Here is a 26274-nt window from a genome sequence, read left to right as displayed (position 1 = left end):
TGGCAATTTAATGGCAGATCATAGAATAGAAAATGTTAACTTGACAGAAGTCATGAAGAAATCCTTCGTTGACTACGCTGCCAGTGTTATCGTGTCACGTGCGCTACCTGACGTTCGTGATGGCCTTAAACCAGTTCACCGCCGTATTCTTTATGGTATGAATGAGTTAGGTGTTACACCTGACAAACCATACAAGAAGAGTGCTCGTTTCGTTGGTGATATCATGGGTAAATATCACCCCCATGGGGATTCGGCTATTTATGAATCAATGGTTAGAATGGCGCAAGACTTCAGTTATCGTTATCCATTAGTCGATGGACACGGAAACTTTGGATCAATCGATGGTGATCCACCTGCTGCGATGCGTTATACCGAAGCTAGAATGAGTAAGATGGCGGTTGAAATGTTGCGTGATATCAACAAAGATACTGTCGATCTTGTACCTAATTATGATGGTGAAGAAAAAGAACCAATGGTTCTACCAGCTAGATTCCCTAATCTCTTAGTCAATGGAGCAACTGGTATCGCCGTTGGTATGACAACTAATATCCCATCACACAACTTGAAAGAAGTTATCGATGCCTTACATATTTTGATGAAGAATAAGGATGCCACGATTGCTGATTTGATGAAGGTCGTTCCTGGTCCTGATTTCCCAACCGGTGGTATTATCATGGGCCGTTCAGGAATTCGTCGTGCTTATGAAACTGGTAAGGGAACAATTATCCTACGGGCTAAAGTTGACGTTGTGACTAAGAAGAATGGTGCCGAACAAATTATCATCACTGAACTTCCATACATGGTCAATAAAGCTAAGTTAGTTGAAAGAATTGCTGAATTAGCACGTGAAAAGAAACTTGAAGGTATTACTGACTTAAACGATGAATCTGACCGTGAAGGTATGCGGATCGTGATCGATCTACGTCGTGATATGAGTGCTTCAGTTGTTTTGAATAATCTTTACAAATTAACTCAATTGCAAATTTCATACGGTATCAACATGGTTGCTATCGTTGATAAGACACCGAAGGTTCTTTCACTTAAACAAGTTTTGGTGTACTACTTGAAACACCAAGAAGAAGTTATTAGAAGAAGAACTGAATACGAATTAAGACGTGCCCAAGCTAGAGCTCATATCCTTGAAGGATTGAGAATTGCTTTGGATCACATTGATGAAATCATCAAAATTATTCGTGGTTCACAAACTTCTGCTGTAGCTAAGCAAACTTTGATGGATCGTTACAAGCTATCTGACAAACAATCACAAGCTATCCTTGATATGCGTTTGGTTCGTTTGACAGGTTTGGAACGTGACAAAGTTGAATCTGAATATCAAGAATTGTTAGTTAAGATTGCTGACTATAAAGATATTTTGGCTAAACCTGAACGTGTTGATAAAATCATCTATGATGAATTGCTCGAAATTCAAGAGAAATTCGGTGATGCTAGAAGAACTGAAATTCGTGCGAGTGAAGTAGCTAACATCGAAGATGAAGATTTGATCGAAGAAGAAAATATTTTGGTCGTCTTGACTCACAACGGTTATATCAAGCGTCTATCTGCTGATGAATTCCGCGTACAAAATCGTGGTGGTCGTGGTGTTCAAGGAATGGGCATTCATGATGATGACTTCATTGAACAAATGATCTATACATCAACTCATGACCGTTTATTGTTCTTCACTAATGCTGGTAAAGTCTATCGAATCAAAGGCTATGAAGTTCCTGAATATGGTCGTACAGCCAAAGGAATTCCAGTTATCAATTTGTTGAACATTGAAAAAGGTGAGAAGATTCAAACTGTTATCAATGTTGATCGGGATGTTGATGTTGACAATTCTTACTTATTCTTTGTAACTAAGTACGGAACAGTTAAACGTACACCGGTGACTGATTTTGCTAACATCAGACACTCTGGACTTCGTGCCATCACATTGAAGGATGAAGATGAAGTAACTAACGTCTTCTTGACTGATGGTAATCAAGTTATCGTGATCGGAACTCATAAAGGTTATGCTGTAACCTTTAAGGAAAGCGACGTTCGTCCAATGGGAAGAACTGCTGCTGGTGTTCGTGGTATCAAGTTACGTGAAGAAGACTTCGTTGTCGGTTCATCGATTGCTAAAGAAGGGCAAGAAATCTTAACCATCTCTGAAAAGGGGTATGGTAAGAGAACTTCTGTTAGCGAATATCCTGTTAAGGGTCGTGGTGGTAAAGGTATCAAGACTGCCAACGTTACCGAAAAGAATGGACCAATTGCCGGGCTTACTGTCGTTGACGGTGATGAAGACATCATGTTGATCACTGACAAGGGAGTTATGATTCGTTTTGAGGTACAAAGCGTTTCACAGACTGGTCGCGCTACACTTGGAGTTAGATTGATCAAAGTTGATAATGATTCAGTCGTTTCAACAATGACTAAGGTCGCTGCTGAAGACGAAGAAGAATCAAGTGATGAATCTGATACAAGTTCAGAAAGTTCATCAGAAAATTCTGAAAATAATAATTAAAAAATAATCGTTTCTGCGTAATTTAGATATGTACCTCAATCAAGGTGCGTGTCAGGCAGAAACGATTTTTTATTAGAATTTTTTCTAGTAATTACTAGGGATTTATGATAAACTCATAACTTGTGAGTATAAAATTGCAGTTAATTTATGCTCCTTGTTCTTTAATTAGAACCATTAGACCATAAGGAGGTGTACAGTCCATGGCTGAAGCACATTACGAAATCACATATATCATTAAACCTGATATGGAAGAAGACGCAAAGAAAACATTAATCGATCGTTACGATAAGATTATTGCTGACAACGGCGCCAAAGTAATCGACTCAAAAGACTGGGAAAAGAAACGTTTAGCATATGAAATTGCTAACTACAAAGAAGGTATCTATCACATTATTAATGTAGATGCTGAAAATGATGAAGCAATTAACGAATTCGACCGTCTTTCAAAGATCGACGATAACATTCTTCGTCACATGATCGTTAGACGTGAAGACTAGTTTTGTTTCACGTGAAACAATTTAAGGAGGCAGATAAATGATTAATCGAGTAGTTCTAGTTGGACGCCTGACACGTGACCCTGAATTAAGATACACTGCTAATGGTGCAGCGGTTGCCAGTTTTACAGTTGCTGTAAACAGACAATTTACTAATTCACAAGGTGAACGTGAAGCCGATTTTATTAATTGTGTTATCTGGAGAAAGGCTGCCGAGAATTTTTCTAACTTTACTAACAAAGGTTCATTAGTTGGAATTGATGGACGTCTTCAAACACGTAACTATGAAAACCAACAAGGTCAAAGAGTTTATGTAACTGAAGTCGTAGTAGATAACTTCTCATTACTTGAATCTCGTTCAGAAAGTGAAAGAAGAAATTCTGGAAGCTCTAACTCAAATCAAGCTCCTAGCTACAATTCAAATCAATCAAGTCAGTCTCCATACAGTAATAACAACAGTAACAATAACTACAATGGCGCTAATAACGCTAACGGTAGTAATAGTAACAACAATAATCAATCTAACAATTCAAACAATAATATGAGCGATCCGTTTGCTGACAACAGTAAGCCTATCGACATATCTGATGATGATTTACCATTTTAAATAGAAGGGAGCAATTATAATGGCCCAACAAAGAAGAGGCGGACGTAGAAGACGTAAAGTTGACTTCATCGCTGCTAACCATATCGAATACATCGATTACAAAGATACAGACTTACTTAAGAGATTTATCTCAGAACGTGGTAAGATTTTGCCAAGACGTGTTACAGGTACAAGTGCTAAGAACCAACGTAAGCTTACTGTAGCTATCAAGAGAGCAAGAATCATGGCTCTATTACCATTCGTTGCTGAAGACTAATTCTTCAGAGTTAATTAAAGATCACATTCAGGTGGTCTTTTTTTTATGCGCTCTTTGCGGCTTTGCCGCTTAGAGCGCATTATGCAAACGACCCTGTGTCGTTTACGTACCATTTTTTGCTATTCCAGGCTGAATTTCACTTTTATTGAATACGTACTTTCCTTTCCTTTAAGGACACTAATTCTATTCTAGTTTGGGACTTGGTATTTTGATCAGTTATTTTGTTTTCCTAATTTAGAATAGAAAAATAAAATTTAACATAAAGAGGATCTTACTAGATTACAGCAATTTACTGTTCTAGTAAGATCCTCTATTATTTTTGAATGAAATTAGAAGGACTGAGAAACGAATGCCTATAACGTATCCAGACTATTAATCGTTTTTAATCTTATCGTGAATAGAATTAATATCTTACTCAGAATTCAGTGAAGTAACAGCATAGATTTGAATGCTAGTCTGGAGTAACAACTCTGGGAAATGCTCAGCTGTGAAATTTCTCTTAATGCTTTAGTGTTTCCCAGAGTTGTTGAAGAAGACGGCATCTAACTACCATCCCCAAAAAAGATAGCGTTTACATTCTAAGGCGTCATATATATTTGACAGTCAATCAACCATACTATATACTAAAAATGTCAAATATATATGACTATCAGAAAAGGTGAATTATGAATCGAGTTCGTGAATATCGACAGGCAAAAAAATTATCGCAGGTGGCTTTGGCTAATAAAATTGGCGTCGCTCGTCAGACAATTAATCTAATTGAGAATGATAAATATAACCCGTCTCTAGATTTGTGTTTGAAATTAGCGTGGGTGTTAGAAACTGATTTAGATACATTGTTTTGGAAAGACGAAGATGATGAAGTTTAATTAATTTTTGAAATAGTGGAAGTTTACTTAATAAAAATCAAAAGTTAAAGTATACCTAAATTGGGAAAATTTTATGAAAGAAAACATATTAAAGTTGTTAATGACGATAAATAATTTCTAACATCAATATTCCTAAAATGTCTGGGAGTATTGGTGTTTTTGCTTTCATTGATTTTCAATTTCAGAGGAAGATTTTTAACATGTTTTATATGAAGAAAGTAGTCGGTGGCTGTGATAAAATTAAGAAGTATATCTAAGAGGGGACTAACATGAAAAAGATAAAATCTAATCTGAAATTCTTCCTTTCGCGAGTTGATCATTCGACTCAACTTACGGCGGTCTCTTTGATTGTGATGCTAGTATCGATTTTAATAGTTGGGTTATTCCATGGTTCTATCAGTGGGTACATCCAGGCTATTTTGGTCGTCATTGCGCTAATTTTGTTTATTTATCTATTCCTATTAATAGGGGAAAAAGCCGGTAAGTATACGAATAATTTGCAGTATCGCATTGATCGTGGAACGGACAACAGTTTTGTCGAGTATCCTTTGGGGATACTTTTGTACGATACTGATAAACAGATTCAATGGGTAAATCCTTATTTTGTTGAAACAACGGGATTTAATCCGTCCAATAGTATGAGTGTTAAAGACATTTCATCAGAATTATCTAATCTGATCGATGAAAAAGATCACCCAGATAGTACAACGATTCAAATTGATGACAAGTACTTTCTCGTTCAAGTCCAGACGGAATTGAAAGTAATTTATTTGTTTGAAATCACTCATTACTCAAAGATTGAAAAACGTTATGAAGATAATCGTTCAGTCATTGGTCAAGTTTATCTGGATAATTATGCTGAAATCACTCAATCGATGAGTGATCGTGATATTTCAAATTTGGACAATTATATTACTAATGAATTGGCTAATTGGGCTTCTAAGGAACAAATGTTTTTGAAACGAATCGACGATGACCACTTCTTCATCATGGCTTATACGGGTCGTATTTTTGATATGGAGAAAAATGGTTTCAAGATTCTCGATGTCATTCGTGAATTCACTTCACAGCAAAACGTTCCATTAACTTTGAGCATGGGCTTTTCATATGGGGTCGATGACTTACATAAGTTAAACGATGAGGCACAAAAGAATTTGAATCTAGCTTTAGGTCGTGGTGGTGACCAGGTTGTCGTTAAAGAAATTGGTGAAAAAGCTCGTTTCTATGGTGGCAATACTGACCCAATGGAGAAGAGAACTCGTGTCCGGGCTAGAATGATCAGTGAAGCTTTGCAGGAACTTCTCAAAGACAGTGACCAAGTCATTGTTATGGGACATTCCCATCCCGATATGGATGTTTTAGGTTCTTCATTAGGTATCAGAAGAATCTCAATCATGAATAATACACCATGTAAAGTTGTGATCAATCCAAATACTTTGCATTCAGATGTCAGTCGACTTTTGGGTATTATTGATAAAGATCCTGATATCAAAAAAGATATTATTACGCCAGACGAATCGATCAATATTAGAACTAAGAAGACTTTGATTGTCATGGTCGATCACTCGAAGCAAAGTATTTCAATCAATCCGGAATTATTTAATGCTGAAAATGAAAAAATTGTTGTTATCGATCACCACAGAAGAAGTGAAGAATTCCCTGAGAATCCAATGTTAACTTACATTGAACCATATGCTTCTTCAACAAGTGAATTGATTACTGAGATGTTGGAATATCAACCTAAGAATAAAAAGGCAATTGAAAAGATTGAAGCAACTGCACTTTTGGCTGGTATTACTGTTGATACGAAGTCATTCTCATTGCGGACAGGTACAAGAACCTTTGATGCAGCTAGTTACTTACGTTCAGTTGGTGCTGACGAAACAGTCATTCAAAATGTCTTAAAAGAGAATATTGATTCCTTCATTCAGAGAAATCACTTAATTGAGACAATTACGATGGTTAATGGTAATATGGCAGTCTGCTTTGGTGAAGAAGACAAATCGTATGATCCAGTTATTGTTGCCCAAGCAGCGGATACATTGTTATCATTAGATAATGTTGAGGCTTCGTTTGTTATCAGCAAACGTCCAGATTCACGAGTCGGAATTTCAGCTCGGAGTCTAGGTAATGTTAATGTTCAAGTAATTATGGAAAAACTTGGTGGTGGAGGACACTTGTCTGATGCTGCCACGCAGATTGCCGATACAACTGTTGAGGACGCAAAGAAACAATTGATCGATGTACTAACGGAATCTGCTCAGAAATAAAGGAGGAGTATTATGAAGGTTATTTTCCTAACAGATGTTAGAGGTAAAGGTAAAAAAGGCGAAGTTAAAAATGTTGCAACAGGGTATGCACAAAACTTCTTGTTGAAGAACAAGCAAGCTATTGAAGCTACTAAAGCCAACATTGCTAAATTAAATGCCGAACAAAAGCGTGAAGAAAAAGACTATGAAGCTCAAAAAGCAGAAGCTAAAGTTTTGAAACAAAAGATTGAAGACGACAAGACAGTCGTTGAAGTTTTAGCTAAGTCTGGTGCTGATGGTCGACTATTTGGTTCAGTAACAACCAAGAAGATTGCTGACGAGATGGATAAGCAATACAAAATTAAAGTTGATAAGCATAAAATGGAGCTCTCTGATGGTATCAAGTCCCTTGGATACATAAATGTACCAGTTAAGTTGTTTGAGGGTGTAGAAGCTACCATAAGAGTTCACGTTGCTGAAAAGAAGTAGGATATAAATGAATAACGATATAACTTCAAGAATACCGCCCAATGATAAGGATGCTGAGCAAGCCGTATTAGGAGCGGTTTTTCTAAGTCAAGATGCTTTGGTTGAAGCGATGGAATACGTTGAAGCGGATGATTTTTATCAACACGCTAATCAATTAGTTTTCCAAGCGATGATGAATTTAAACGATGAAGAACAGCCAGTCGATGTCGTGACCGTTCAAAATGAACTCGATCGTCAAAATCAGATTGAAGATATTGGCGGAGTTAGTTACTTAGCTGAATTAGCTAACTCAGTTCCGACTGCAGCCAATACTGTTTATTACGCCAAAATCGTCAAAAATAAATCAGTTTTGCGGCGTTTGATCAATGCAGCGACGAAAATCGTTACGAGAAGTTTCGATGAAGATGAAGACGTCGACAGCATTATCGATCAGTCGGAAAAAGATATTATGGATGTATCTGAAAATAGAAATCACAAAGGTTTTCGGAGAATCTCTGATGTTGTTAAGTCTTCATTTGAAGAAATTGATAAGCTTTATGACCAGGATAGTGAAGTTACTGGTTTATCAACGGGTTATAAAGACCTCGATGCGATGACGACTGGTTTGCACAAGGATGAATTGATTATTTTAGCAGCTCGTCCTGGTGTTGGTAAAACTGCTTTTGCTTTGAACTTAGCCCAAAATGCAGCTACTAAATCTAATGCTACTGTAGCCATATTTTCCCTAGAAATGGGGGCTGAACAATTGGTTAACCGGATGCTTTGTTCAGAAGGTAGCATCGATGCCAATTCACTAAGAACTGGTAAATTGGACGAAAACCAATGGAACAGTTTGGTTGTTGCCATGGGTAGTTTGTCACGGACTAATGTTTATATTGACGATACTCCAGGTGTGAAAATGGCTGAAATCAGATCGAAGTGTCGCAGGCTTTTGAAAGAAAGTGGCAAATTAGATTTAGTCATTGTCGATTATTTGCAGTTGATCGAAGGAACTGGCCAAGAAAATCGCCAACAAGAAGTCTCAGTAATTTCTCGTGGGATGAAAAAATTAGCAAAAGAATTACACGTACCAATAATTGCGCTATCACAGCTTTCTCGTGGAGTTGAAGCGCGTCAAGATAAAAGACCAATGTTGTCAGATATCCGTGAATCTGGTTCAATTGAACAGGATGCGGATATCGTTGCCTTTCTTTACCGTGATGATTATTATCGTGATGAAGACGGGGATGACAACGATAATCAAGAGGAACCAGAGGACCAAGATGTTGGTGAAGTTGAAGTAATTATCAGTAAAAACCGTTCAGGTCCTCGTGGAACTGCTAAACTATTGTTTGTGAAGTCTTATAATAAGTTTTCATCAATAGCGAATATTCCAGAAAATTAAATAGTGTAGGTGTAGAAGATATGACGACAGTTGTTGTAGTAGGTACCCAATGGGGCGACGAAGGTAAAGGTAAGATTACCGATTATTTCAGTGGTGAAGCTAACATTATTGCCCGTTATCAAGGTGGAGATAATGCAGGACACACTTTGAATATCGATAATCACGTTTACAAGTTAAGATCAGTCCCATCAGGAATTTTGTATCCAGATAAGACTAGTGTTATTGGAAATGGTGTTGTTTTAAATCTTGAATCACTAAAAGAAGAATTAGGACGTCTGCATGAACAAGGTGTCGATACGACTAATTTGAAGATTTCTAACCGTGCTCAATTGATCTTGCCTTATCACATTGAATTAGATAAATGCCAAGAAAAGGCTAAAGGTGATTCTAAAGTTGGTACAACTAATCGCGGAATTGGACCTGCTTATACTGATAAAGCATCACGTGTCGGTATTAGAATGGCTGATATTTTGGACAAAGATCTATTCAAAGGACTTTTGACACAAAATCTTAAGCAAAAGAATGAACTATTTACTAAGATCTACGGTGTTGAACCAATGAAATTCGATGATATTTTCGAAAAGTATTATCAAATTGGACAAGACTTAAAAGACCGTGTAATCGACACATCTGCCTATTTAAATCGTGAATTAAAGAATGGTCAAAACGTTTTATTTGAAGGGGCACAAGGAATCATGCTCGATATCGACCATGGTACTTATCCATATGTAACTTCATCTAATCCAGCTGGTGGTGTTACTACTGGTGCCGGAATTGGTGCTCCATTGGTCGATAAAGTTATTGGAGTAGTTAAGGCCTATACATCAAGAGTTGGTGCCGGCCCATTCCCAACTGAACAAATCAATGAAACAGGTGACTTTCTAAGAGAAGCCGGTCACGAATATGGAACCGTAACACATCGTCCAAGACGTGTCGGTTGGATCGACTTAGTAGTTTTGAAACATTCATGTAACGTTTCAGGAGTAACTCACCTATCACTTAACTGTTTAGATGTCCTAACAGGCTTAAAAGAAATCAAAGTCTGCACCGGCTATGATCTAAATGGTAAGATCATCGACGAATATCCAGCCAACTTGAACGTCTTAGCAAAATGTAAACCAGTCTACAAGACCTTCCCAGGCTGGACAGAAGATATGACACAAGCCAAGTCATTAAAAGATCTACCACAAGCAGCCATCGATTATCTAGACTTTATCAAAGACCAATTGGGAGTAGAGTACGCCACAGTTTCAGTTGGACCAGATAGAGAACAGACAATTGAAGTTAATGATGTCTGGAGATAGAGCGTGTAGCAGGGGCGGTCAGCTCCCGGAGGATAACGTAATTTCACAAATTGCCTGCGCACTTTGCAGGTGATTTGGGAAATTTTGTTATCTCGGAGGGAGTTGCCCTTGCGGAACGCGTTTTTGATAGAGCGTGTAGCAGACCCGCTTAGGACTCGGGCAGATAGCCTAGCTTCACGAATTATCCGCGCATTTTGCGGATGATTTGGGAAGCGTAGCTATATGTCCCGAGTCCTGGCCTGCGGAACGCGTTTTAGCTATTCCGCATAGAACCATGGTTATAACCCAAAAGAACCACACCAATAAAAAAATAGAACATAATTCCCAAAAGCATCCAAGAGCCCAAACAACTCTTCGATGCTTTTTTAATACCCAAAATCCCAAAACATGTTATTATAAAAACAACAAGTTAATAAAAAAGTAACATCAATTTAATCCAATTCGAATCAAGAAAGCAGGTAAAAATATGACAACATACGCAGTAACCGGATCAACCGGCCATTTTGGACAAAACGCTATCAAACAATTACTAAAATTAGCTCCCAACGACCAAATAATCGCCTTAGCTCGCAATACAAAAAAAGCTGAAGAATTATTCCCAAAAGAAGTAAGAATCCTTCCTGGTGACTATACTAATCCCCAACAGTTGGAAGAATCTCTTACAGGCGTCGACAAATTATTATTTGTTTCATCCCAACCGGGAGGACTAGTGACACGACAAGTTCAGCATCAAAATATCGTAACCGCAGCTAAAAATGCTGGTGTAAAATACATTGCCTACACTAGTTTTTATCACGCTGATCGAGCTACAGCTCCACTAGCGGATGACCACAAAGCTACTGAAAAGATGATCAAAAACAGTGGCCTCAAGTATTCGTTTTTGAGAAATAATTGGTATTTAGAGAATGATGCTGACAAGATCAAAGCAGCTGTTAATCATCAAGATTTCGTTTACGCAGCAGGAGATGGTCGTGTTGGATGGGCCTTAGAAGACGAATATTCAGAAGCCGCTGCCAGAGTGTTAGTTATGAAAGATACTAAAGAAATCTATGAATTTGCAGGTAAACCCCGTACCTATCAAGAACTAGCTCAAAATATTGCCTCCAAGTTTAAAATAGTTTCATTAAGTATTGAAGACTTGCGTCACGCTTTAAAAGATAGTGGAATGGATGAAGCAGTAATTGAAATCGTTGTTTCTATCCAGGAACTCATTCGTGATGGGAATCTCGATGGGGATAGCGATGACTTACCAAACGTTTTAGGACGTCCATTAACTGCTTTGCCCGAAGCAATTAAATCAGTAATTAATGAGAAATAATTGTTATCGACCGGTAAAATGTCATATGATATTAGTTAGTAATTACTGGGAGGAGAAAAAATGAAATATTCAAGCAAATTAAGTGATGGTGTTCATATCTTGGCCTACGTTGATATTTGTCGAGATGGGGATTTATCCAGCAATGCGATTGCCAGTAGTATTGAATCGAATCCTAGTTTAGTTAGACGTATGATGGCGCGATTGAAAAAATCTGGTTTGTTAATGAGTCAACCGGGGAAAATCGCCCCCAAACTTAGTCGAGATGCTAGTAAAATTAGTTTATTGGATATTTATCGATCAATTGAGGACAATCATAACCTCTTGCATGTTGATGAAAAGACCAACCCTAAGTGTATCGTTGGCGGCAATATTCAAAAGACGTTGACTAAAGCTTATGAAAAAGTTCAATCCGATGCCGAAAATAGCATGGCCCAGATTTCACTTCAGAACATTATTGATGATATTTTAATCAACAACGAAAAAAAGCAAGCAGCCAAATAGGTTGCTTGCTTTTTTCATGAAAATTATTTATTTTGATCGTCAGTTGAAATGATACCTTTCTGAAAATTGATGAAACGACTACTATTACGACTATAAGTTAAAGTGTAGTAATAGGATTTGTCCTTACTCAATTGTTTCAAATAAAACCTTGAATATCTTGGCACGTCGGAAATTTGATAACCGATGACATTGAAATTACTGACACGCGAATTAGAATTCTTGGCTAATTGGAATAGTCCCGTATTACTCTTGTCCGGGTTCAATCCTAAATTAATTGAGATTTGATTGAAATTGCCCGGATCAGTAGCATTAGTGGCAGTCAAGTTAGAATTGATAATTGCTGTTTTGAGTCGTTGCAGGAAATTTTGAGCCGAATCAACACCAGCTTTGCCTAAATCAATATTATCTAGAACGTATTGTGGTGGGTACTGATTATTTTTTTGATTGAGATATTTAGCCGAAGTAACACTGTCATCTTTATAATATAGACGATAGCGGTAACTGACGATATTTTTAGTATCATCGTAACGGTTGCAACTGATGGTGATGTATTTACCATGAGTATCACGACCGAAGTTTAATAAGGTCAAATTAGTGATATAACGATGTGGTTTTTGATGAACCTTTTTTTGTAAAGCTTTTTCTTGATCATTAGATAAAAAACTTAACTCGTCTGTATTATGATAGTCATCATTGAGTTTACTGACGAGATTTATTGCTTGCTGTTTCTTTTGACTCATGTCACCATCATTTAAAGAGATACCTTTAGGGGCAATATCTTCGTCGATATTCTTAGGATTGACGATCAGTGAAAATGGAATCGTGATCTGGGCCAAGGCGTCAACAGTCTTATCCTTAATTTTACCGAGATTAAAGGCATAACTCATAACGATCATTATGAGGATCAGTAGGATAACGAGCCATTTAATATATTTTTTGTTTAATTTTTTCAAAATATACACCCTTTATTTGCACGTTAATTTAATATAATAATAACAAGATGAACTAAGTATTTGGGGAAAATAATGAAAGATAAGAAAGTTTTAAAAAGTAAAGAACACTACTTACTATTGAGTGCTGGCATTATTGGTGCAATCACAGCTGTCATTTTCTTCATTATGCTCTCAAGAGGAGTCGTTAATGCAGTCGTGACTTCCAAAATTTCTAGTCAATATCAAGATAAAGAATTAGAAGTTCTCAAGACTAAAATAGATTATCCGACTTTAAACTTCATTGGTAAAGTAATTAAAGCCAGTGATGGACACGATATTATCACGACTGAAAACATTGATCGATTTGGACAACTCAAAAAAAATATTCAAGCTCGGAAAGACCGTCAAAAAGATGTCGCTGACTTATACGATGGTAAAAGTAATTACCGTGACGGCGTTACAGCCTCTGAAATTGATGGTTTGGATAAAACGTTATTAAAAGAGAAAAATCAAGACGTATACCAAAAATTACGTAATCGATTGGATACGATTCAAATTTGGTTTGAGCAAACTGAAGATGCTGATAAGTATCTAGACAAAACGTGGCAAGCTTTCAATAATGACAATGATAGTCTTAATTTTAAAAAAGTTTCAATGGTCAATACTTATTACAAGTTGATCAAGAATAAAACTGTTAAAAATCGCTGGTCTGAAGCAACACAAAAAATGGACCAGTATTTCTCCAACCATCAAAGTGAAAGTAGTCGTGTAGCAGCTGTAAAACAAGAATTAGAAGCTTTGCGGGATGCACCTTTAACACAAAAATACACTCCGGCTCAAGTCGATATTGTTTCAAGCTTACAATTCTCAAGCTCAGCGGCTGACGAATTAACACAAGCAGGTATTACCGGTAAATATGTCCTCTATTACAACACTAGTTCTAATAAATTGGCTTTAATGACAAAAATGAATGGTAAATATGTGACTGAAGATGGCTATATAAGTGTCACAAATTCACAAGTAAGTTCTGGAAAATACACTGTTAAGAAGTTAGTTAATAATGGATCGACCGATGCCGTTATAACGGACCCTAACAACAGTAATTTTGGACAATACGTCACAAATGCCGATGATGATGGATTAGAAAAGCTAGATGTAACTGATCCGGATAATACGACGGCCGACTATAATTCGGCAACACCAGTCTTTTGGATCAAGAACAATCCCGATTTGAATAAATCAATTTACTTCACGAATAACTCCAGTTTAGGATTTATTTATAGTAGTAGTGGAGCCAGTTATAATCAAGGCTTACAAATCAGTAGTAGTGATTTGGCAGAATTGATGAATAAACTTTCGACGGGAATAACATTTTATGTTAATTAGAGGTTATTATGCGTAAAAAAATAGGGTTACATCAAAAGGTAACTAAAAAAAGACGAAAATGGCCATGGATTCTCTTAACCTTAGTAATTTTAATCGTTATTGGTGTTTTGAGCTTCTGGTTAAAATATGGTTATGAAATAAAAAATACGATTGCAGATGGTTATTCATATAGTCAAGGTTTGAAGGCTTCAGACTTTCATCCCAAAAACGCCACCGTTATATACGACCGTAACGGTAAAGAACTGAAGAAATTGTCACAGTCAAGTTCTAATTATACATCGATAAATGATATTAACCCGAGAATTAAAAAGGGATTAGTTGAAGTAGAAGACCAACGTTTCTACATCCATCATGGGGTTGATATGTATGCGATTCTTCGTTCAACAGTTTCGACATTGTTGCATCGTCGGACTGAAGGTGGATCGACTCTGACACAACAACTAGTTAAGAACGTCATCTTGCAAGACCAGTCTCAAAACCTGACGCGGAAACTAAAAGAAATGGTTATTGCCCAGCAACTAGAAAAGAAGTTTACAAAACAACAAATCTTAGAATTTTATATCAACAATGTTTATATGGGACACAGTTCTTATGGCTTTAGTGCGGCAGCTGATTATTACTTTTCCCAAAATCAGAATGATTTATCAATCGATAAAATAGCTGTTTTGGTAGGAATTCCTAACAATCCGGTCTACTATGATCCAGTTAGTGCGCCAAAGCGGACAATTAAACGTCGAAACATGATTCTGTATATCTTTTATCAACGAGGACTTATTTCTAAAAAGACTTATCAAACGGCCCGTCAAAGACCACTGGGATTAAAAATTAATCAGAAGAAATATGACAACGATGTTTCTAATAACTATGCTCTAAATTATGCTGTCTTCAATGCAACTGAAGAGTTAATGAAGTCGTCTGGTTTTACGATGCAGTATGCTTTTAAAAATGAAGCTGCCAGAAAGAAGTATGATGCCAGTTATACCCAAGAGGCTGCTCGTGCTCGTGGTCAATTAATGGAAGGCGGCTATACGATTCGCACAACGATTGATATGGACGTCCAAAAACAGATCGAAAGTATCGTTAATAAAACTTACCAATCCTACACTGGGCGTGATGCTCATGGAAAGCTAGCTCCACAGGTTTCAAGTACCGTTATAGATAATAAAACGGGTGACGTTATAGCGATAGTTGGAGGGCGAACCACTAGTGGTGATCAAGTTAATCGTGCGATAAGTGGTTACCGTCAACCTGGGTCAACTGCTAAACCAATAGTAGCTTACGCACCAGCTTTTGAGCGAGGATATCTACCTCAAAGTACAGTCATCGATTCGGCTGTTGGTAATGTTCACAATTGGTATAGTGGCTATACAGGCAAGACAACGATTCGTCATGCTTTGGAGAATTCTATCAACACAATTGCTTATAAATTAGCGTTACAAGACACTAACTACAGTTTTTATGATGATTTAGCTAAGATGGAATTTGCTAATTTACGTCCAGTTGAAGATAGGAATGCAATTGCTGCTTTGGGAACATTTAGTACGACAACGACTGAAATGGCCTCGGCTTACAGTTCATTTTCTCGAGGAGGCCAATTCATTCATCCTAGTAATTTGAGTAGTATTTATGACAACGATAATAATCGCTATATTTATCAGAATACTCATATGAAGAAATCAGTTTATACGAAGAATGCTAGTTATATGATGATCAATACGATGCAATCAGTCATCAGTGATGGTCTTGGTAAAGCTGCTGCTTTGGATAACTATAAGTATACGGCCGGAAAGACTGGTACCAGTGATGATACAAAGGATTCGTATTTTGTCGGGATGACACCAACCTTTACGATTGCTAACTGGACTGGTAATGACATCCCATCTTCTTTGACAAGTACAGAACAAGGGTTGTCGATGAAGACCTTTAAAGCTGAAGGAGAATATTTGGTAGATCAGTTAAAGCAAAAGGATGTTAACTTTAAGAAACCAGATACAATTGATGTTGACGGGAATAAATTGACCGTTGATGATAAAAATGAACATCCAAGTATTCAAGATATTATCGACACCGATTTTGCCAAATACACTAAGGAACAAACTGATAAAAATGCTAATCGATTGTATAATCTCGACTATCGAATTATCTATCACCTAACAAAGAAAGAGGAATACAAGCGTGAAGATAAAGTACAGGCGGCTATTGATAAATACAGTGATACACCAATCACTAAGGAAGCACAGTATAATAAGAAATTAAGTGAGTTACAGAAGATCCGTTATTTGAACGCGAATGTTAAACGTCAGTCTGCTAAAAATGACTTTAATCAACAAATTTTGCAATTGCAAAAGGAACTAAATTTGAGTCAGGCCATGTTTGCAACAGCCAAGGACAATAAGAAGATCGCTAAATATGAAGAAGAAAAAGAAGCCATTGAGACACAACGTGAACAAAAGCGCCAGGCCATGGTTGACAAATTGATGCCACAATACAATGCACAGTTACAAAAGGTTAAAGAGGCTTATAAGAATAATGACTCTGATAAAGCCGATCAAAAGCAAAAATTAATTGATATTATGAATGAAATTAGAAGTTACGGTGGCAAGGTTGATGACGTTAAAATCAATGTCGAAACCTCAAGTGATAACTCTGACTAAAGTATTTATATATATTTGAGTAATATAGTTGAATTAAAATTTCAATCAGTGTACTATTGCAGTTAAAGTTTCAATTCAGTTTTGTTTCATCGGAGGGCCCATGTGGCTAGACAAGATGCTAGTAGTTAATACTACTGACATCTTGTCTTTTTTTAACTGAATAGAGAATGAGGGAGGGATACTATGAAGGTTTTAATGCCGTACATTAAGCGCTATCGCAAAGATGTTTATATAGCGCTGATATCAGTTATTGCTTTGGTCTTCGCGACACTTTGGCAGCCGCGATTATTACAAGTAATAATGAATGCCATTTTAAAAGGAGATCAGACGACGATTATCAAACAAGGAATTGTTTTGATTATTTTAGCAATCGTCGGGATCATCTCTGGAGTAATTAATACAATTTATTCCGCTCATGTTGCTTTAGGTGTAGCGACTGATCTAAGAGCGGATCTTTATAAGCAAGTTCAAAAATTTGCCTATGCGGATGTTGAGAAGTTTTCAGCTTCAAATTTAGTTGTCAGAATGACTAATGATATTAATCAAGTTCAACAAATCGTTATGGCGGCGTTTCAACAAGTTAGTCGAATCCCATTGTTGTTCATTGGAGCCTTCGCACTGGCTATGATTACAATGCCACAACAGTGGTGGGTCTTGCTTGGTATGATGGTTATCGTTTTAGGTGTCAGTTGGTATTCATATAAGAAGATGAGTGATTATTTTGCTCAAACTCAAGAGGATATTGAAGATGTCAATACCGTTGCTCGAGAGAATTTGATGGGGATTCGAGTAGTAAAGTCATTTGTTCAAGAACCTCAAGAAATTGCTAAATTTTCTAAGGCTTCTGATCGATTGACTGATGTTACGGCCAAAATTGGTTATAATTTTGCTATTTTGATGCCGGCTTTCTTCTTAACAGCTAATATTGCCGTCGTTATAGCGGTCTATATCGTTGGTCAAAATATCACAGTTCATCCGACTTACTTAGCTGCTATCACTAGTTTTATTTCATATTTAATGCAAATTTTATTTGCGGTAATCAACGGTGGTTTCCTAATGATTGCCGCTTCTAGAGCTAATATTTCACTCGGAAGAATTGGTGAAGTGTTGGAAACTAAGCCAAGTATGGTTTATGTAGAAGGAGATAAAAATCCAGTAGAAGGTGATATCGAGTTTGATCATGTTACTTTCACATATCCAGGGGATGATGCACCAACTTTAAAGGATATTAGTTTTAAAGTTAATGTTGGTGAAATGATTGGTATCGTTGGTGCCACCGGTTCTGGGAAGACGACTTTAGCTCAATTGATCGCACGACTTTATGATCCTGATTCAGGTGTTGTCAAAGTTGGTGGAAAAGACGTTAAACAGCTCTCAGAAAGTACTTTGCGTAATACTGTAGCTTACGTGTTGCAACGTTCTACATTATTCTCAGGAACAATTTCAAATAACTTACAACAAGTTAAACCTGATGCAACTTTGCCACAAATGCAATGGGCCGCAAATATTGCTCAAGCGGCGGAATTTATCGAACGTTTGCCACAAACATATGACGCACCAGTTGAGGAACGTTCATCTAATTTCTCTGGTGGTCAAAAGCAACGTCTCTCAATCACTCGAGGAATTATTGCTCAGCCAAAAATCCTGATTTTGGATGATGCAACTTCAGCTTTGGATGCTGAGTCAGAAAAATTAGTTCAGGAAGCTTTAGACCGTGATTTAAAGAAGACTACAACTGTCGTGATTGCTGAAAAAATTTCTTCAATTTTACGAGCAGATCGAATTTTGGTAATGGACAATGGTCGAGTTGTGGGTAATGGAAATCACAAACAACTGGTCGCAAATAATCCAATTTATCAAAAGATTTACACGACCCAAAAAGCTAGAGAGGGGGCAATGTAATGAGTGATTTGAAAAACGCCGGTAAATACTATTGGCATTATTTAAAGAAATACTGGTTTGGCTTTTTAATGACGTCAATTTTAATCGGTATTTCAACTGCTTGTATCGTAATCGCCCCAACTTATTTAGGACGAGCAGTTTCAGAATTAACAACTTATTTACAACAATGGGGCGATACAGCGACACGTTCCCAAGCTAGTTTAGGAAGTTTCCATAAAACGTTATTGATTTATTTAGGACTTTATTTGGGTGATGCTTCAACTTTGTTAATTTCCAGTTGGATTTTAGCTAGAATAACAGCTTACTCAACCGGAACTATGCGTGTCGGTTTATTTAGAAAAATGCAACGAATGAAAGTTCAATATTTTGATCAACACAGTGATGGAGATATCTTGGCTAGATATACTTCCGATTTGGATAATATTTTCAATGCTTTGAATCAAGCTTTGATTGAAATATTTTTAGCAGTAGCTCAATTTATTGGTCTATTGATTGTTATGTTTAATCAAAATACGACCATGGCTTGGGTAACGATGGCTTCAACACCAGTTGCCTTGATCATAGCTGGATTTGTAATGAAAAAAGCTGGTGTCGCTGTTAATAACCAACAAGATGATATCGGAGTTTTGAATGGTTATATTAATGAACAAGTTACAGCTCAAAAAGTCATCATCACTAATGGATTGCAACAAGATTCGATTAAAGGCTTTAAGAAACATAATGAAAAAGTTAGAAAATCAGCCATGTCTGGTCAGATTTGGTCAGGTGTATTGAATCCGTTGATGCAAGGGATGTCATTGTTAAATACAGCTATTGTCATTTTCTTCGGTTCGTGGTTCGCCTTAAACGGTACTTTATCAACTGGAGCTGCCTTGGCCTTAGTAGTAGTGTTTGTCAATTATGCCCAACAATACTATCAACCAATTATGTCATTGACTAGTTTGTACGGGATGATTCAATTAGCCATTACCGGAGCTCGGCGTGTCGATGAAGTTAGAAGACAACCTGATGAAGTTACCCCAGTGGATGGAAAAGATTTGCCAGGTATCAAAAAAGAACTAGAAATTTCCAATGTTCACTTTAGTTATTTGCCAGGTAAAGAAATTCTCCATGGTGTGTCAATTTCAGTTCACAAGGGCGAAATGGTTGCTTTAGTTGGACCGACTGGTTCAGGAAAGACCACCGTCATGAACTTGTTGAATCGTTTTTATGATGTTGACAGTGGATCAATTACTATCGATGGCGTAGATATTCGTGATTTCTCATTGAAGAATTTACGTAAAAATGTCGGAATCGTCTTACAAGATCCACAATTATTCTCCGGGACAATCGCTGATAACATTCGCTTTGGTGATCCTGATGCGAATATGAATCGGGTGATTGATGCAGCTAAACAAGCCAATATTCATGAATTCATCGCTAGTTTACCAGATGGATATCAGACAAAAGTTTCCGATGAACAAAGCATCTTTTCAGCGGGACAAAAACAATTGATGTCAATTGCTAGAACGATTTTGACTAATCCGCAATTATTGATATTAGATGAAGCAACGTCAAATGTTGATACTGTTACAGAAGCTAATATTCAAGCAGCAATGGATCGAGTTATTCAAGGAAGGACGAGCTTTGTTATTGCCCATCGTCTCAAGACAATCTTAAATGCTGATAAGATTGTTGTTTTAAAGAGTGGTCAAATTATTGAGCAAGGTAATCATGAAGATCTATTGAAAGAAAATGGCTTCTATGCTGGATTGTATCGTGATCAGATGGTTACTGAATAGAGGTTTGGATGCCGTCCTCCGCAACAGCTCTGGGAAACGCTGGAACGCTGTGGACGCAACTTGAAGCCAATTCCAAAAGCGGGAATTGTCTCCAAGATTGGTCTTCTTGTAAATGCTAAAGCATTAACAAGAATTTCACGGCTGAGCATTTCCTAGAGCTGTTACTCCGGACTGGAGTTCAAATCTATGCAGTATTTTAGTGAATTCTGAAGGGGATATTATGTCTATTTGGATTAAGTGTTGAACTGATTTATAGTCTGGATACGTTATGCTCATTTGAATTTAGGTTAGTAAAATTTTATAAAAAATAATAGAAGACATTACTAGAGATGCAGCAAATTGCAACAAACTAGCGATGTCTTCTTTTTTATACTGTACATATTTCTATTTTGAATAAGGAAAACAATACAACTATAAAATATCAAGCATCATATATGAATAGAATTAGGACTCCTAAATGAATGGAAAGAAAATAGCTAAAGGAAGTGAAATTCAGTCCGGAATAGCAAAGCTGATTTGGCTCAGTGTTGAAATTTGACTTGGCACTTGTCGAGCTTGGAGACTTTTTCCGGTCTTGAAAAAGGCTTCAAGTCGGCCCATCACGTTCCAGCCAAAATCGGCTTTGCTATGGAGGACGGCATACTTAACAAACAAAAAAAACCAAAAAACTTTTCAGTTTTTTAGTTTCTTTTAAGGTTTCTTATTTAAAATCTTCCACTGGATTAGTTCTCTTTGCGATAGCTGGAAGAATCAATCCCAATGCAATCAAGGCAAGTGGTGTAATGATGTTTAGAGCTAATTGGAACCACCATGATGATGGATCTTTAGCCATATCCATCTTAGGAACCATACCCATGATACATGCAAAAGCTGTTAAGAAGAATGTCCAGAGGCCTAAACCAAAACCAATGGCCTTGTTTTTAACAAACATATAATCTGATTGATATTTGTCCATTTGTTTGGATAGCATCATGAAGGCAAAGAATACCCAGAGATAACGCATAGGCATAACAATTGAATTAAGATTTAGCAACCAGTTATATAAATCGTTCATACCATTGATACCTAGTGCAGGCACAATGATAAGAATAGAAACTAGTACAGCAGTCAATTTATAACCATTGATAGCAACACCATGTTCGTTTTTCTTAGAAAGAGCTTTAGGGATGAATTTTGCATCAGCATCTCCTAAAAGCATACGAAGTGGTGCATCGATTGAAATTGCTAGCGCTGCGGCACTGGTTAAAGTATTTGTAATCGCAAAAGCCCAAACGAAGAAATTACCAACGTGGAAACTTTGACCTAAGAATTGGAAGGCTTGGTAAGCACCATTAGCCATCAAATCTTCAGGAATATGATTAGAATTAACAATCATACCAATTGCAAATGAACCTAAAACGGCTGAAACAGCAACCATAACGGCTAAGATGATCATTCCTAGTGGGAATTCTCGTGAGGCGTTCTTAGTCTTATTAACGTATGGTGAAATTTTTTCACAACCACCAACGGCGAAAACTAACATTGAAATAGTTGTAAAGTATTGGAAATCGAATTTCGGTATATATGTGTGGATATCAGTCATGTTTGGTGTAGCAATTTGGACATGAGTGATAAATGGAGCACTAACTCCTAAAATAATGAACAACATTGACATAGTAAACATAGCAATCCCGGCGATACTACCTATATTATTCAATGTTGCGACACCTTTACTTGCCACCCAAACGAAGACAAGAAAGATGATCAAGCTTAAGCCTTGAACGAGAAATGGAGATGTTTCATTAACGAATGAACCATTGCCCTTGAATAACCAACTCAAACTAACCATAATAATTTGTGGCTTTTGGGCTAAGTAAGGTACATGAACTACCCAGTAAGTCCAAGCCGCAAAGTAAGCTAGTTTATTATTTGAAAGGGCTCTGACCCAAGAACTGACACCACCACTTTCTTCTTGGAAAGCTGATCCCAATTGTCCCACCATTAAAGTGTATGGAACGAAGTAAAGAACCATAATTAAAATCCAAGATGTTACAACAGCTAAGCCTTGATTAGCAAAGTTATTGATAACGTTGTTTAGTCCCCAAACAGTGGTAAAGCCTAGTAAGGCTATATTCCACCATCGGAAAGTCTTTGCATTTTTTCCATCTGACATAATCAAATCCTCCTACGATTTTGATTATACAGGAAAAATATGAGGTATAGAGCGGTAATAATGAGATATTTTTCACAAAATATCTTAGAGTTATTTTTTAATAAAAATTTTTTTATGAAATTGACAGATAAAATCAAAAAATTATAATTTAGAAATACGGTTGAAGAATAAATTCATTTTACAGATTGAATTTTCGCTGTATAATTGTGGACTATCTATATATAATGATAATGATTAGATAGTAATTAATGGAGTTAACTATGAATAATAACAACAATATGCGAGGTCGGCGAAAAAAAACACGTAATAGTGCTTTAGCGTCGAATAACAGTAGTAGAAAAATCAAGCATCCGCTTTTAAAAATTTTAGGATTAATTGTTTTATTGGCGGCTTTTGTGATTGGAGCGTATGGCTTTCGGATTTATTCGCAAACTCAAGAGTCTCTGGGAAAAACATATAAAGCTATTGATGGTAAAGTATCAACTAAAATTAAGGATAAAAAGCCAGTTTCAATTTTGTTACTAGGTGTTGATACAACTGATAATGGTGTCCGTGATAATCAAAGTAATTATCGTGGTAATTCAGATACGATGATCGTCGTGACGGTCAATCCTAAGACTGAAAAAACTACAATGACTTCAGTACCTCGTGATACAATGGCTCAAATTTGGAAGAGTTCAACTAATAATACAAAGAAAATTCAAAAAATAAATTCAGCTTATAATATCGGTAACGAAGAGAGTGCCTTAGCTACGACTGAAAAGCTTTTGAACATTCCGTTAGATTACTACATTAAGGTTGATTTCAACTCATTGAAGAAAATCGTCAATGCAGTTGGAGGCGTAGATGTTGACGTACCGTTTAGTTTCTCGTATGGTGATACAGGTGAAAAGGAATCACATTTCAAAAAAGGTAAGATGCATTTAAATGGTAAGCAGGCTCTAGACTATTCTAGAATGCGTTATGAAGATCCAGAAGGTGACTATGGTCGCCAAAAACGTCAACGTCAAGTTATCAAGGCAATTATTAAGAGTGCAGCTAGTGCAAGTACCTTTACCCATTACCAAAAAGTCTTGGATAGTATTTCTAGTTCAATGACAACTAATTTGAGCTTTAATGATATGCAATCATTATTCTTAAATTATCGTGGTGCCGCGGGTAGCATTGGTTCTGATCACGTACAAGGATATGGCTCAATGATCAATGGATCATCTTATGAAATTGCTTCAACTAAAGAGTTGCGTCGAGTATCTAATAAGATAAGAAAAGAACTAGGCCTATCAGAAGAACAATTAAATAATAGAGAAACTAAATTAAACGCGTATAATGAAAAATTAGGTTTCTCGTTTAATTACACTGGTAATCAAACACAAAACTACTCCACTTCGATTAAATCTACTAATACATATGGTAATAGTAGTAATTCAAGTTATGGAAGTGGATCTAGTTCCAGTTCTTATGGATATGGTAGTTCTAACTCAGGATCTTATGGATCAAATTCAGGATCGTCTAACGGCGGTTATGGTGGCTATTAAGATATCTAAATAATGGGAAAATCCCAATTTTGAAGGCTGAGACAGATAGTTTCAGTCTTTTGTTTGTTTTTAAGGAGAGAAATATGAGTGTTTTAGAAGTACACGGATTGACACAACAATTCTTAGATAAAAGATTGTACGATTCGGCAGATTTACAAGTGAATAAAGAAGACCATTTGGGGATCATTGGTCAAAATGGGGTCGGCAAAAGTACCTTCATTAAGATTTTGACCGGTCAGATTGAACCGGATGAAGGAAAAATAACCTGGAAGAAACATTTGACGATTGGTTATTTGGACCAACAAGCTAAACTTGCTGCGGGGATGACTATTTTTGAGTATCTGCAAACAGCATTTTCAAAATTATATGAAACAAGTGAACAGTTAAATCAGATTTACATGAATAATCCCGATGATGAAGATTTGGAAAAGGCTGGAAAACTTCAAGAAATCTTAGATGCTAACGACTTCTATGAGATCGACACAAAGATCGAACAAGTTGCCACTGGTTTGGGATTAGATGCGATTGGATATGACCATGATGTTTCCAAATTAAGTGGTGGCCAACGTTCAAAGATTATTTTGGCAAAAATCCTCTTGGAGAAGCCAGATATGATTCTACTTGATGAACCTACTAACTATTTGGATACTAATCATATTGACTGGTTGGCAGATTATCTAAATGATTTTGATGGTGCCTTCATTGTTATTTCCCATGATTATAACTTCTTGGACCGAATCATCAACTGTGTGGCTGATTTTGAGTTCGGTAAAATTACGAAGTATACAGGTTCTTTGAAACAGGCTCTGAAGCAAAAGGCTGCTAATAAGGAAACATATATGAAAGCTTATGTTAAGCAACAAGAAAAAATTGCTAAAACTAAAGCTTATATTAGAAAGTTTAAGGCTGGTACTAGATCGAAGAGTGCTAAAAGTAGGGAGAAGCAATTAGCTCACATGGACGTTTTAACTCCTCCTTCTAATAAAACTGTTTCAAGTTTTGGCTTCCCATATATTGAAGTTCCAAGTTCACGGATGATGTTAGAGGTAAATGATTTAAAAGTTGGTTATGATGGTAAGGCTCTATTTGATAAGGCTTTGAATTTCTCAATTGTTAGTGGTGAGAAGATGGTTATCAAAGGATTCAACGGGATAGGTAAGTCTACCTTGATCAAAACCCTCTTAGGAATCTTGCAACCAATTGAAGGTAATTTTGATTTCTCAGAAGTTACAAAGATTGGCTATTTTAAGCAAGACTTAGTTTGGGAAAACAATTTAGAGAGTCCGTTTAAGTTTATTAGTGATAGGCATCCGGACCAAGGTGGAAAAGACGTTAGACGCGTTTTGGCTAGAACTGGGCTCACTAATCAACAGATCATGTCACCATTACGTTCATTATCTGGTGGGGAGCAGACTAAGGTTAAGTTAGGTGATTTGATGTTTGATACATCGAATTTTCTATTTATGGATGAGCCCACCAACCACTTGGATGATGAGAGTAAAGCTGCTTTACGTAAAGGTTTAAAGAACTATGACGGATCATTGATCTTAGTTACTCACGAAGAAGACTTCTATAGTAGTGATTGGATCGATAAAGTCTTGGATATTGAAAAAATCAAAGAAAATTGATCTTTTTCAAAAAAATATGAAAAAATACTTGCATTGGTTTACCAGAAACGGTAAGATATTACCTGTTGTCGCGGTAGAGCCGACGTATCAATGGTTTAGATGATTGTTCATCAAATTGTTGAAATAATAATTTTAAAAAGTTCTTGACATTGAGTTTTGAACTTGTTATGATTATTAAGTTGACTCATTGAGAGCAACAAGCTAAGAATTCAATGATTATTTTCATTAAATTCTTAGAAAAATTATTTTAAAAAGTTCTTGACAAACTATTGTCAGCTTGATAAAATAATTAAGTCGCTGATGAGCGTAAGCGCTTAATCAGCT

19 protein-coding genes are annotated in these 26274 nt (G+C 36.6%); 17 read left to right on the top strand and 2 right to left on the bottom strand.

Translation table 11 applies throughout. From position 1 onward, the window contains the following. The first annotated feature begins 10 nt into the window (after nucleotides 1-10). The 11 genes from gyrA to U8521_RS10290 all read left to right on the top strand — a co-directional run bounded on the left by gyrA (nucleotide 11) and on the right by U8521_RS10290 (nucleotide 11980). Nucleotides 11-2509: a DNA gyrase subunit A gene (gene gyrA, locus U8521_RS10340; RefSeq protein ID WP_334352675.1), complete on the top strand. Its 2499-nt coding sequence runs from the start codon at nucleotides 11-13 to the stop codon at nucleotides 2507-2509. 200 nt (nucleotides 2510-2709) lie between these two features. Beyond that, nucleotides 2710-3006, top strand: a complete 297-nt coding sequence (gene rpsF / locus U8521_RS10335) for a 30S ribosomal protein S6 (RefSeq protein ID WP_135374371.1) — start codon at nucleotides 2710-2712, stop codon at nucleotides 3004-3006. A 37-nt stretch (nucleotides 3007-3043) separates the two neighbouring features. Further along, nucleotides 3044-3610, top strand: a complete 567-nt coding sequence (gene ssb / locus U8521_RS10330; RefSeq protein ID WP_334333212.1) for a single-stranded DNA-binding protein — start codon at nucleotides 3044-3046, stop codon at nucleotides 3608-3610. Nucleotides 3611-3629: 19 nt separating this feature from the next. Further along, nucleotides 3630-3866: a 30S ribosomal protein S18 gene (gene rpsR, locus U8521_RS10325; protein ID WP_025085410.1), complete on the top strand. Its 237-nt coding sequence runs from the start codon at nucleotides 3630-3632 to the stop codon at nucleotides 3864-3866. Between the two features lie 665 nt (nucleotides 3867-4531). Then, entirely contained in the window at nucleotides 4532-4735 is a 204-nt protein-coding gene (locus tag U8521_RS10320) for a helix-turn-helix transcriptional regulator (RefSeq protein WP_334333213.1), read from the top strand. A 269-nt stretch (nucleotides 4736-5004) separates the two neighbouring features. Continuing rightward, entirely contained in the window at nucleotides 5005-7005 is a 2001-nt protein-coding gene (locus U8521_RS10315) for a DHH family phosphoesterase (protein WP_334333214.1), read from the top strand. 12 nt (nucleotides 7006-7017) lie between these two features. Then, entirely contained in the window at nucleotides 7018-7473 is a 456-nt protein-coding gene (gene rplI, locus U8521_RS10310; RefSeq protein ID WP_334333215.1) for a 50S ribosomal protein L9, read from the top strand. Nucleotides 7474-7480: 7 nt separating this feature from the next. Next, the gene (dnaB, locus tag U8521_RS10305; protein WP_334333216.1) at nucleotides 7481-8857 is read left to right on the top strand and encodes a replicative DNA helicase; all 1377 of its coding nucleotides are present in this window, start codon (nucleotides 7481-7483) and stop codon (nucleotides 8855-8857) included. Nucleotides 8858-8877: 20 nt separating this feature from the next. Beyond that, the gene (locus U8521_RS10300) at nucleotides 8878-10161 is read left to right on the top strand and encodes an adenylosuccinate synthase (RefSeq protein WP_334352674.1); all 1284 of its coding nucleotides are present in this window, start codon (nucleotides 8878-8880) and stop codon (nucleotides 10159-10161) included. A 466-nt stretch (nucleotides 10162-10627) separates the two neighbouring features. Continuing rightward, nucleotides 10628-11479, top strand: coding sequence for an SDR family oxidoreductase (locus tag U8521_RS10295; RefSeq protein WP_334352673.1), 852 nt, complete (start codon nucleotides 10628-10630; stop codon nucleotides 11477-11479). A 60-nt stretch (nucleotides 11480-11539) separates the two neighbouring features. After that, a complete protein-coding gene (locus U8521_RS10290; protein WP_334333219.1) occupies nucleotides 11540-11980 on the top strand; it encodes an Rrf2 family transcriptional regulator in 441 nt (146 codons plus the stop codon). 23 nt (nucleotides 11981-12003) lie between these two features. Here U8521_RS10290 and U8521_RS10285 read toward each other — a convergent pair whose 3' ends face one another. Beyond that, on the bottom strand, nucleotides 12004-12933 hold the full coding sequence (locus U8521_RS10285) for a hypothetical protein (protein WP_334352672.1): 930 nt from the start codon (nucleotides 12931-12933) through the stop codon (nucleotides 12004-12006). 72 nt (nucleotides 12934-13005) lie between these two features. Here U8521_RS10285 and U8521_RS10280 point away from each other — a divergent pair, with 72 nt between their 5' ends. From U8521_RS10280 to U8521_RS10265, 4 genes are all read left to right on the top strand, one after another. Next, nucleotides 13006-14298, top strand: a complete 1293-nt coding sequence (locus U8521_RS10280) for a hypothetical protein (RefSeq protein ID WP_334352671.1) — start codon at nucleotides 13006-13008, stop codon at nucleotides 14296-14298. A gap of 8 nt (nucleotides 14299-14306) precedes the next feature. Next, complete coding sequence (locus U8521_RS10275) at nucleotides 14307-16952, top strand: transglycosylase domain-containing protein (protein WP_334352670.1); 2646 nt, start codon at nucleotides 14307-14309, stop codon at nucleotides 16950-16952. 183 nt (nucleotides 16953-17135) lie between these two features. Then, nucleotides 17136-18854 (top strand): ABC transporter ATP-binding protein, encoded by a 1719-nt coding sequence (locus tag U8521_RS10270; RefSeq protein WP_334352669.1) that lies wholly within the window; start codon nucleotides 17136-17138, stop codon nucleotides 18852-18854. Then, nucleotides 18854-20635: an ABC transporter ATP-binding protein gene (locus U8521_RS10265; RefSeq protein WP_334352668.1), complete on the top strand. Its 1782-nt coding sequence runs from the start codon at nucleotides 18854-18856 to the stop codon at nucleotides 20633-20635. The genes U8521_RS10270 and U8521_RS10265 overlap by 1 nt, the downstream gene beginning before the upstream one ends. A gap of 700 nt (nucleotides 20636-21335) precedes the next feature. Here the strand turns inward: U8521_RS10265 and U8521_RS10260 are convergent. Beyond that, on the bottom strand, nucleotides 21336-22787 hold the full coding sequence (locus U8521_RS10260) for an amino acid permease (RefSeq protein WP_334333225.1): 1452 nt from the start codon (nucleotides 22785-22787) through the stop codon (nucleotides 21336-21338). 260 nt (nucleotides 22788-23047) lie between these two features. Here U8521_RS10260 and U8521_RS10255 point away from each other — a divergent pair, with 260 nt between their 5' ends. Both U8521_RS10255 and U8521_RS10250 read left to right on the top strand, forming a co-directional pair. Beyond that, nucleotides 23048-24322: an LCP family protein gene (locus tag U8521_RS10255; RefSeq protein ID WP_334333226.1), complete on the top strand. Its 1275-nt coding sequence runs from the start codon at nucleotides 23048-23050 to the stop codon at nucleotides 24320-24322. An 83-nt stretch (nucleotides 24323-24405) separates the two neighbouring features. Next, nucleotides 24406-25950 (top strand): ABC-F family ATP-binding cassette domain-containing protein, encoded by a 1545-nt coding sequence (locus U8521_RS10250; protein ID WP_334333227.1) that lies wholly within the window; start codon nucleotides 24406-24408, stop codon nucleotides 25948-25950. The last annotated feature ends 324 nt before the right edge of the window (nucleotides 25951-26274 follow it).

It is taken from the genome of Companilactobacillus miaonis (assembly GCF_036913615.1).
In the GTDB taxonomy this organism is placed as follows: Bacteria; Bacillota; Bacilli; order Lactobacillales; family Lactobacillaceae; genus Companilactobacillus.
The sequence above is the reverse complement of the archived record's forward strand: the minus strand, read 5'-3'. Positions and strand labels throughout refer to the sequence as shown.

Coding starts and splice junctions, on each gene's coding strand:
- U8521_RS10275 (WP_334352670.1), top strand. CDS start 14,307: ATGCGTAAAAAAATAGGGTTACATCAAAAGGTAACTAAAAAAAGACGA.
- U8521_RS10265 (WP_334352668.1), top strand. CDS start 18,854: ATGAGTGATTTGAAAAACGCCGGTAAATACTATTGGCATTATTTAAAG.
- U8521_RS10295 (WP_334352673.1), top strand. CDS start 10,628: ATGACAACATACGCAGTAACCGGATCAACCGGCCATTTTGGACAAAAC.
- dnaB (WP_334333216.1), top strand. CDS start 7,481: ATGAATAACGATATAACTTCAAGAATACCGCCCAATGATAAGGATGCT.
- U8521_RS10250 (WP_334333227.1), top strand. CDS start 24,406: ATGAGTGTTTTAGAAGTACACGGATTGACACAACAATTCTTAGATAAA.
- rplI (WP_334333215.1), top strand. CDS start 7,018: ATGAAGGTTATTTTCCTAACAGATGTTAGAGGTAAAGGTAAAAAAGGC.
- rpsF (WP_135374371.1), top strand. CDS start 2,710: ATGGCTGAAGCACATTACGAAATCACATATATCATTAAACCTGATATG.
- U8521_RS10260 (WP_334333225.1), bottom strand. CDS start 22,787: ATGTCAGATGGAAAAAATGCAAAGACTTTCCGATGGTGGAATATAGCC.
- U8521_RS10290 (WP_334333219.1), top strand. CDS start 11,540: ATGAAATATTCAAGCAAATTAAGTGATGGTGTTCATATCTTGGCCTAC.
- U8521_RS10270 (WP_334352669.1), top strand. CDS start 17,136: ATGAAGGTTTTAATGCCGTACATTAAGCGCTATCGCAAAGATGTTTAT.
- U8521_RS10320 (WP_334333213.1), top strand. CDS start 4,532: ATGAATCGAGTTCGTGAATATCGACAGGCAAAAAAATTATCGCAGGTG.
- U8521_RS10255 (WP_334333226.1), top strand. CDS start 23,048: ATGAATAATAACAACAATATGCGAGGTCGGCGAAAAAAAACACGTAAT.
- rpsR (WP_025085410.1), top strand. CDS start 3,630: ATGGCCCAACAAAGAAGAGGCGGACGTAGAAGACGTAAAGTTGACTTC.
- gyrA (WP_334352675.1), top strand. CDS start 11: ATGGCAGATCATAGAATAGAAAATGTTAACTTGACAGAAGTCATGAAG.
- U8521_RS10280 (WP_334352671.1), top strand. CDS start 13,006: ATGAAAGATAAGAAAGTTTTAAAAAGTAAAGAACACTACTTACTATTG.
- U8521_RS10300 (WP_334352674.1), top strand. CDS start 8,878: ATGACGACAGTTGTTGTAGTAGGTACCCAATGGGGCGACGAAGGTAAA.
- U8521_RS10315 (WP_334333214.1), top strand. CDS start 5,005: ATGAAAAAGATAAAATCTAATCTGAAATTCTTCCTTTCGCGAGTTGAT.
- ssb (WP_334333212.1), top strand. CDS start 3,044: ATGATTAATCGAGTAGTTCTAGTTGGACGCCTGACACGTGACCCTGAA.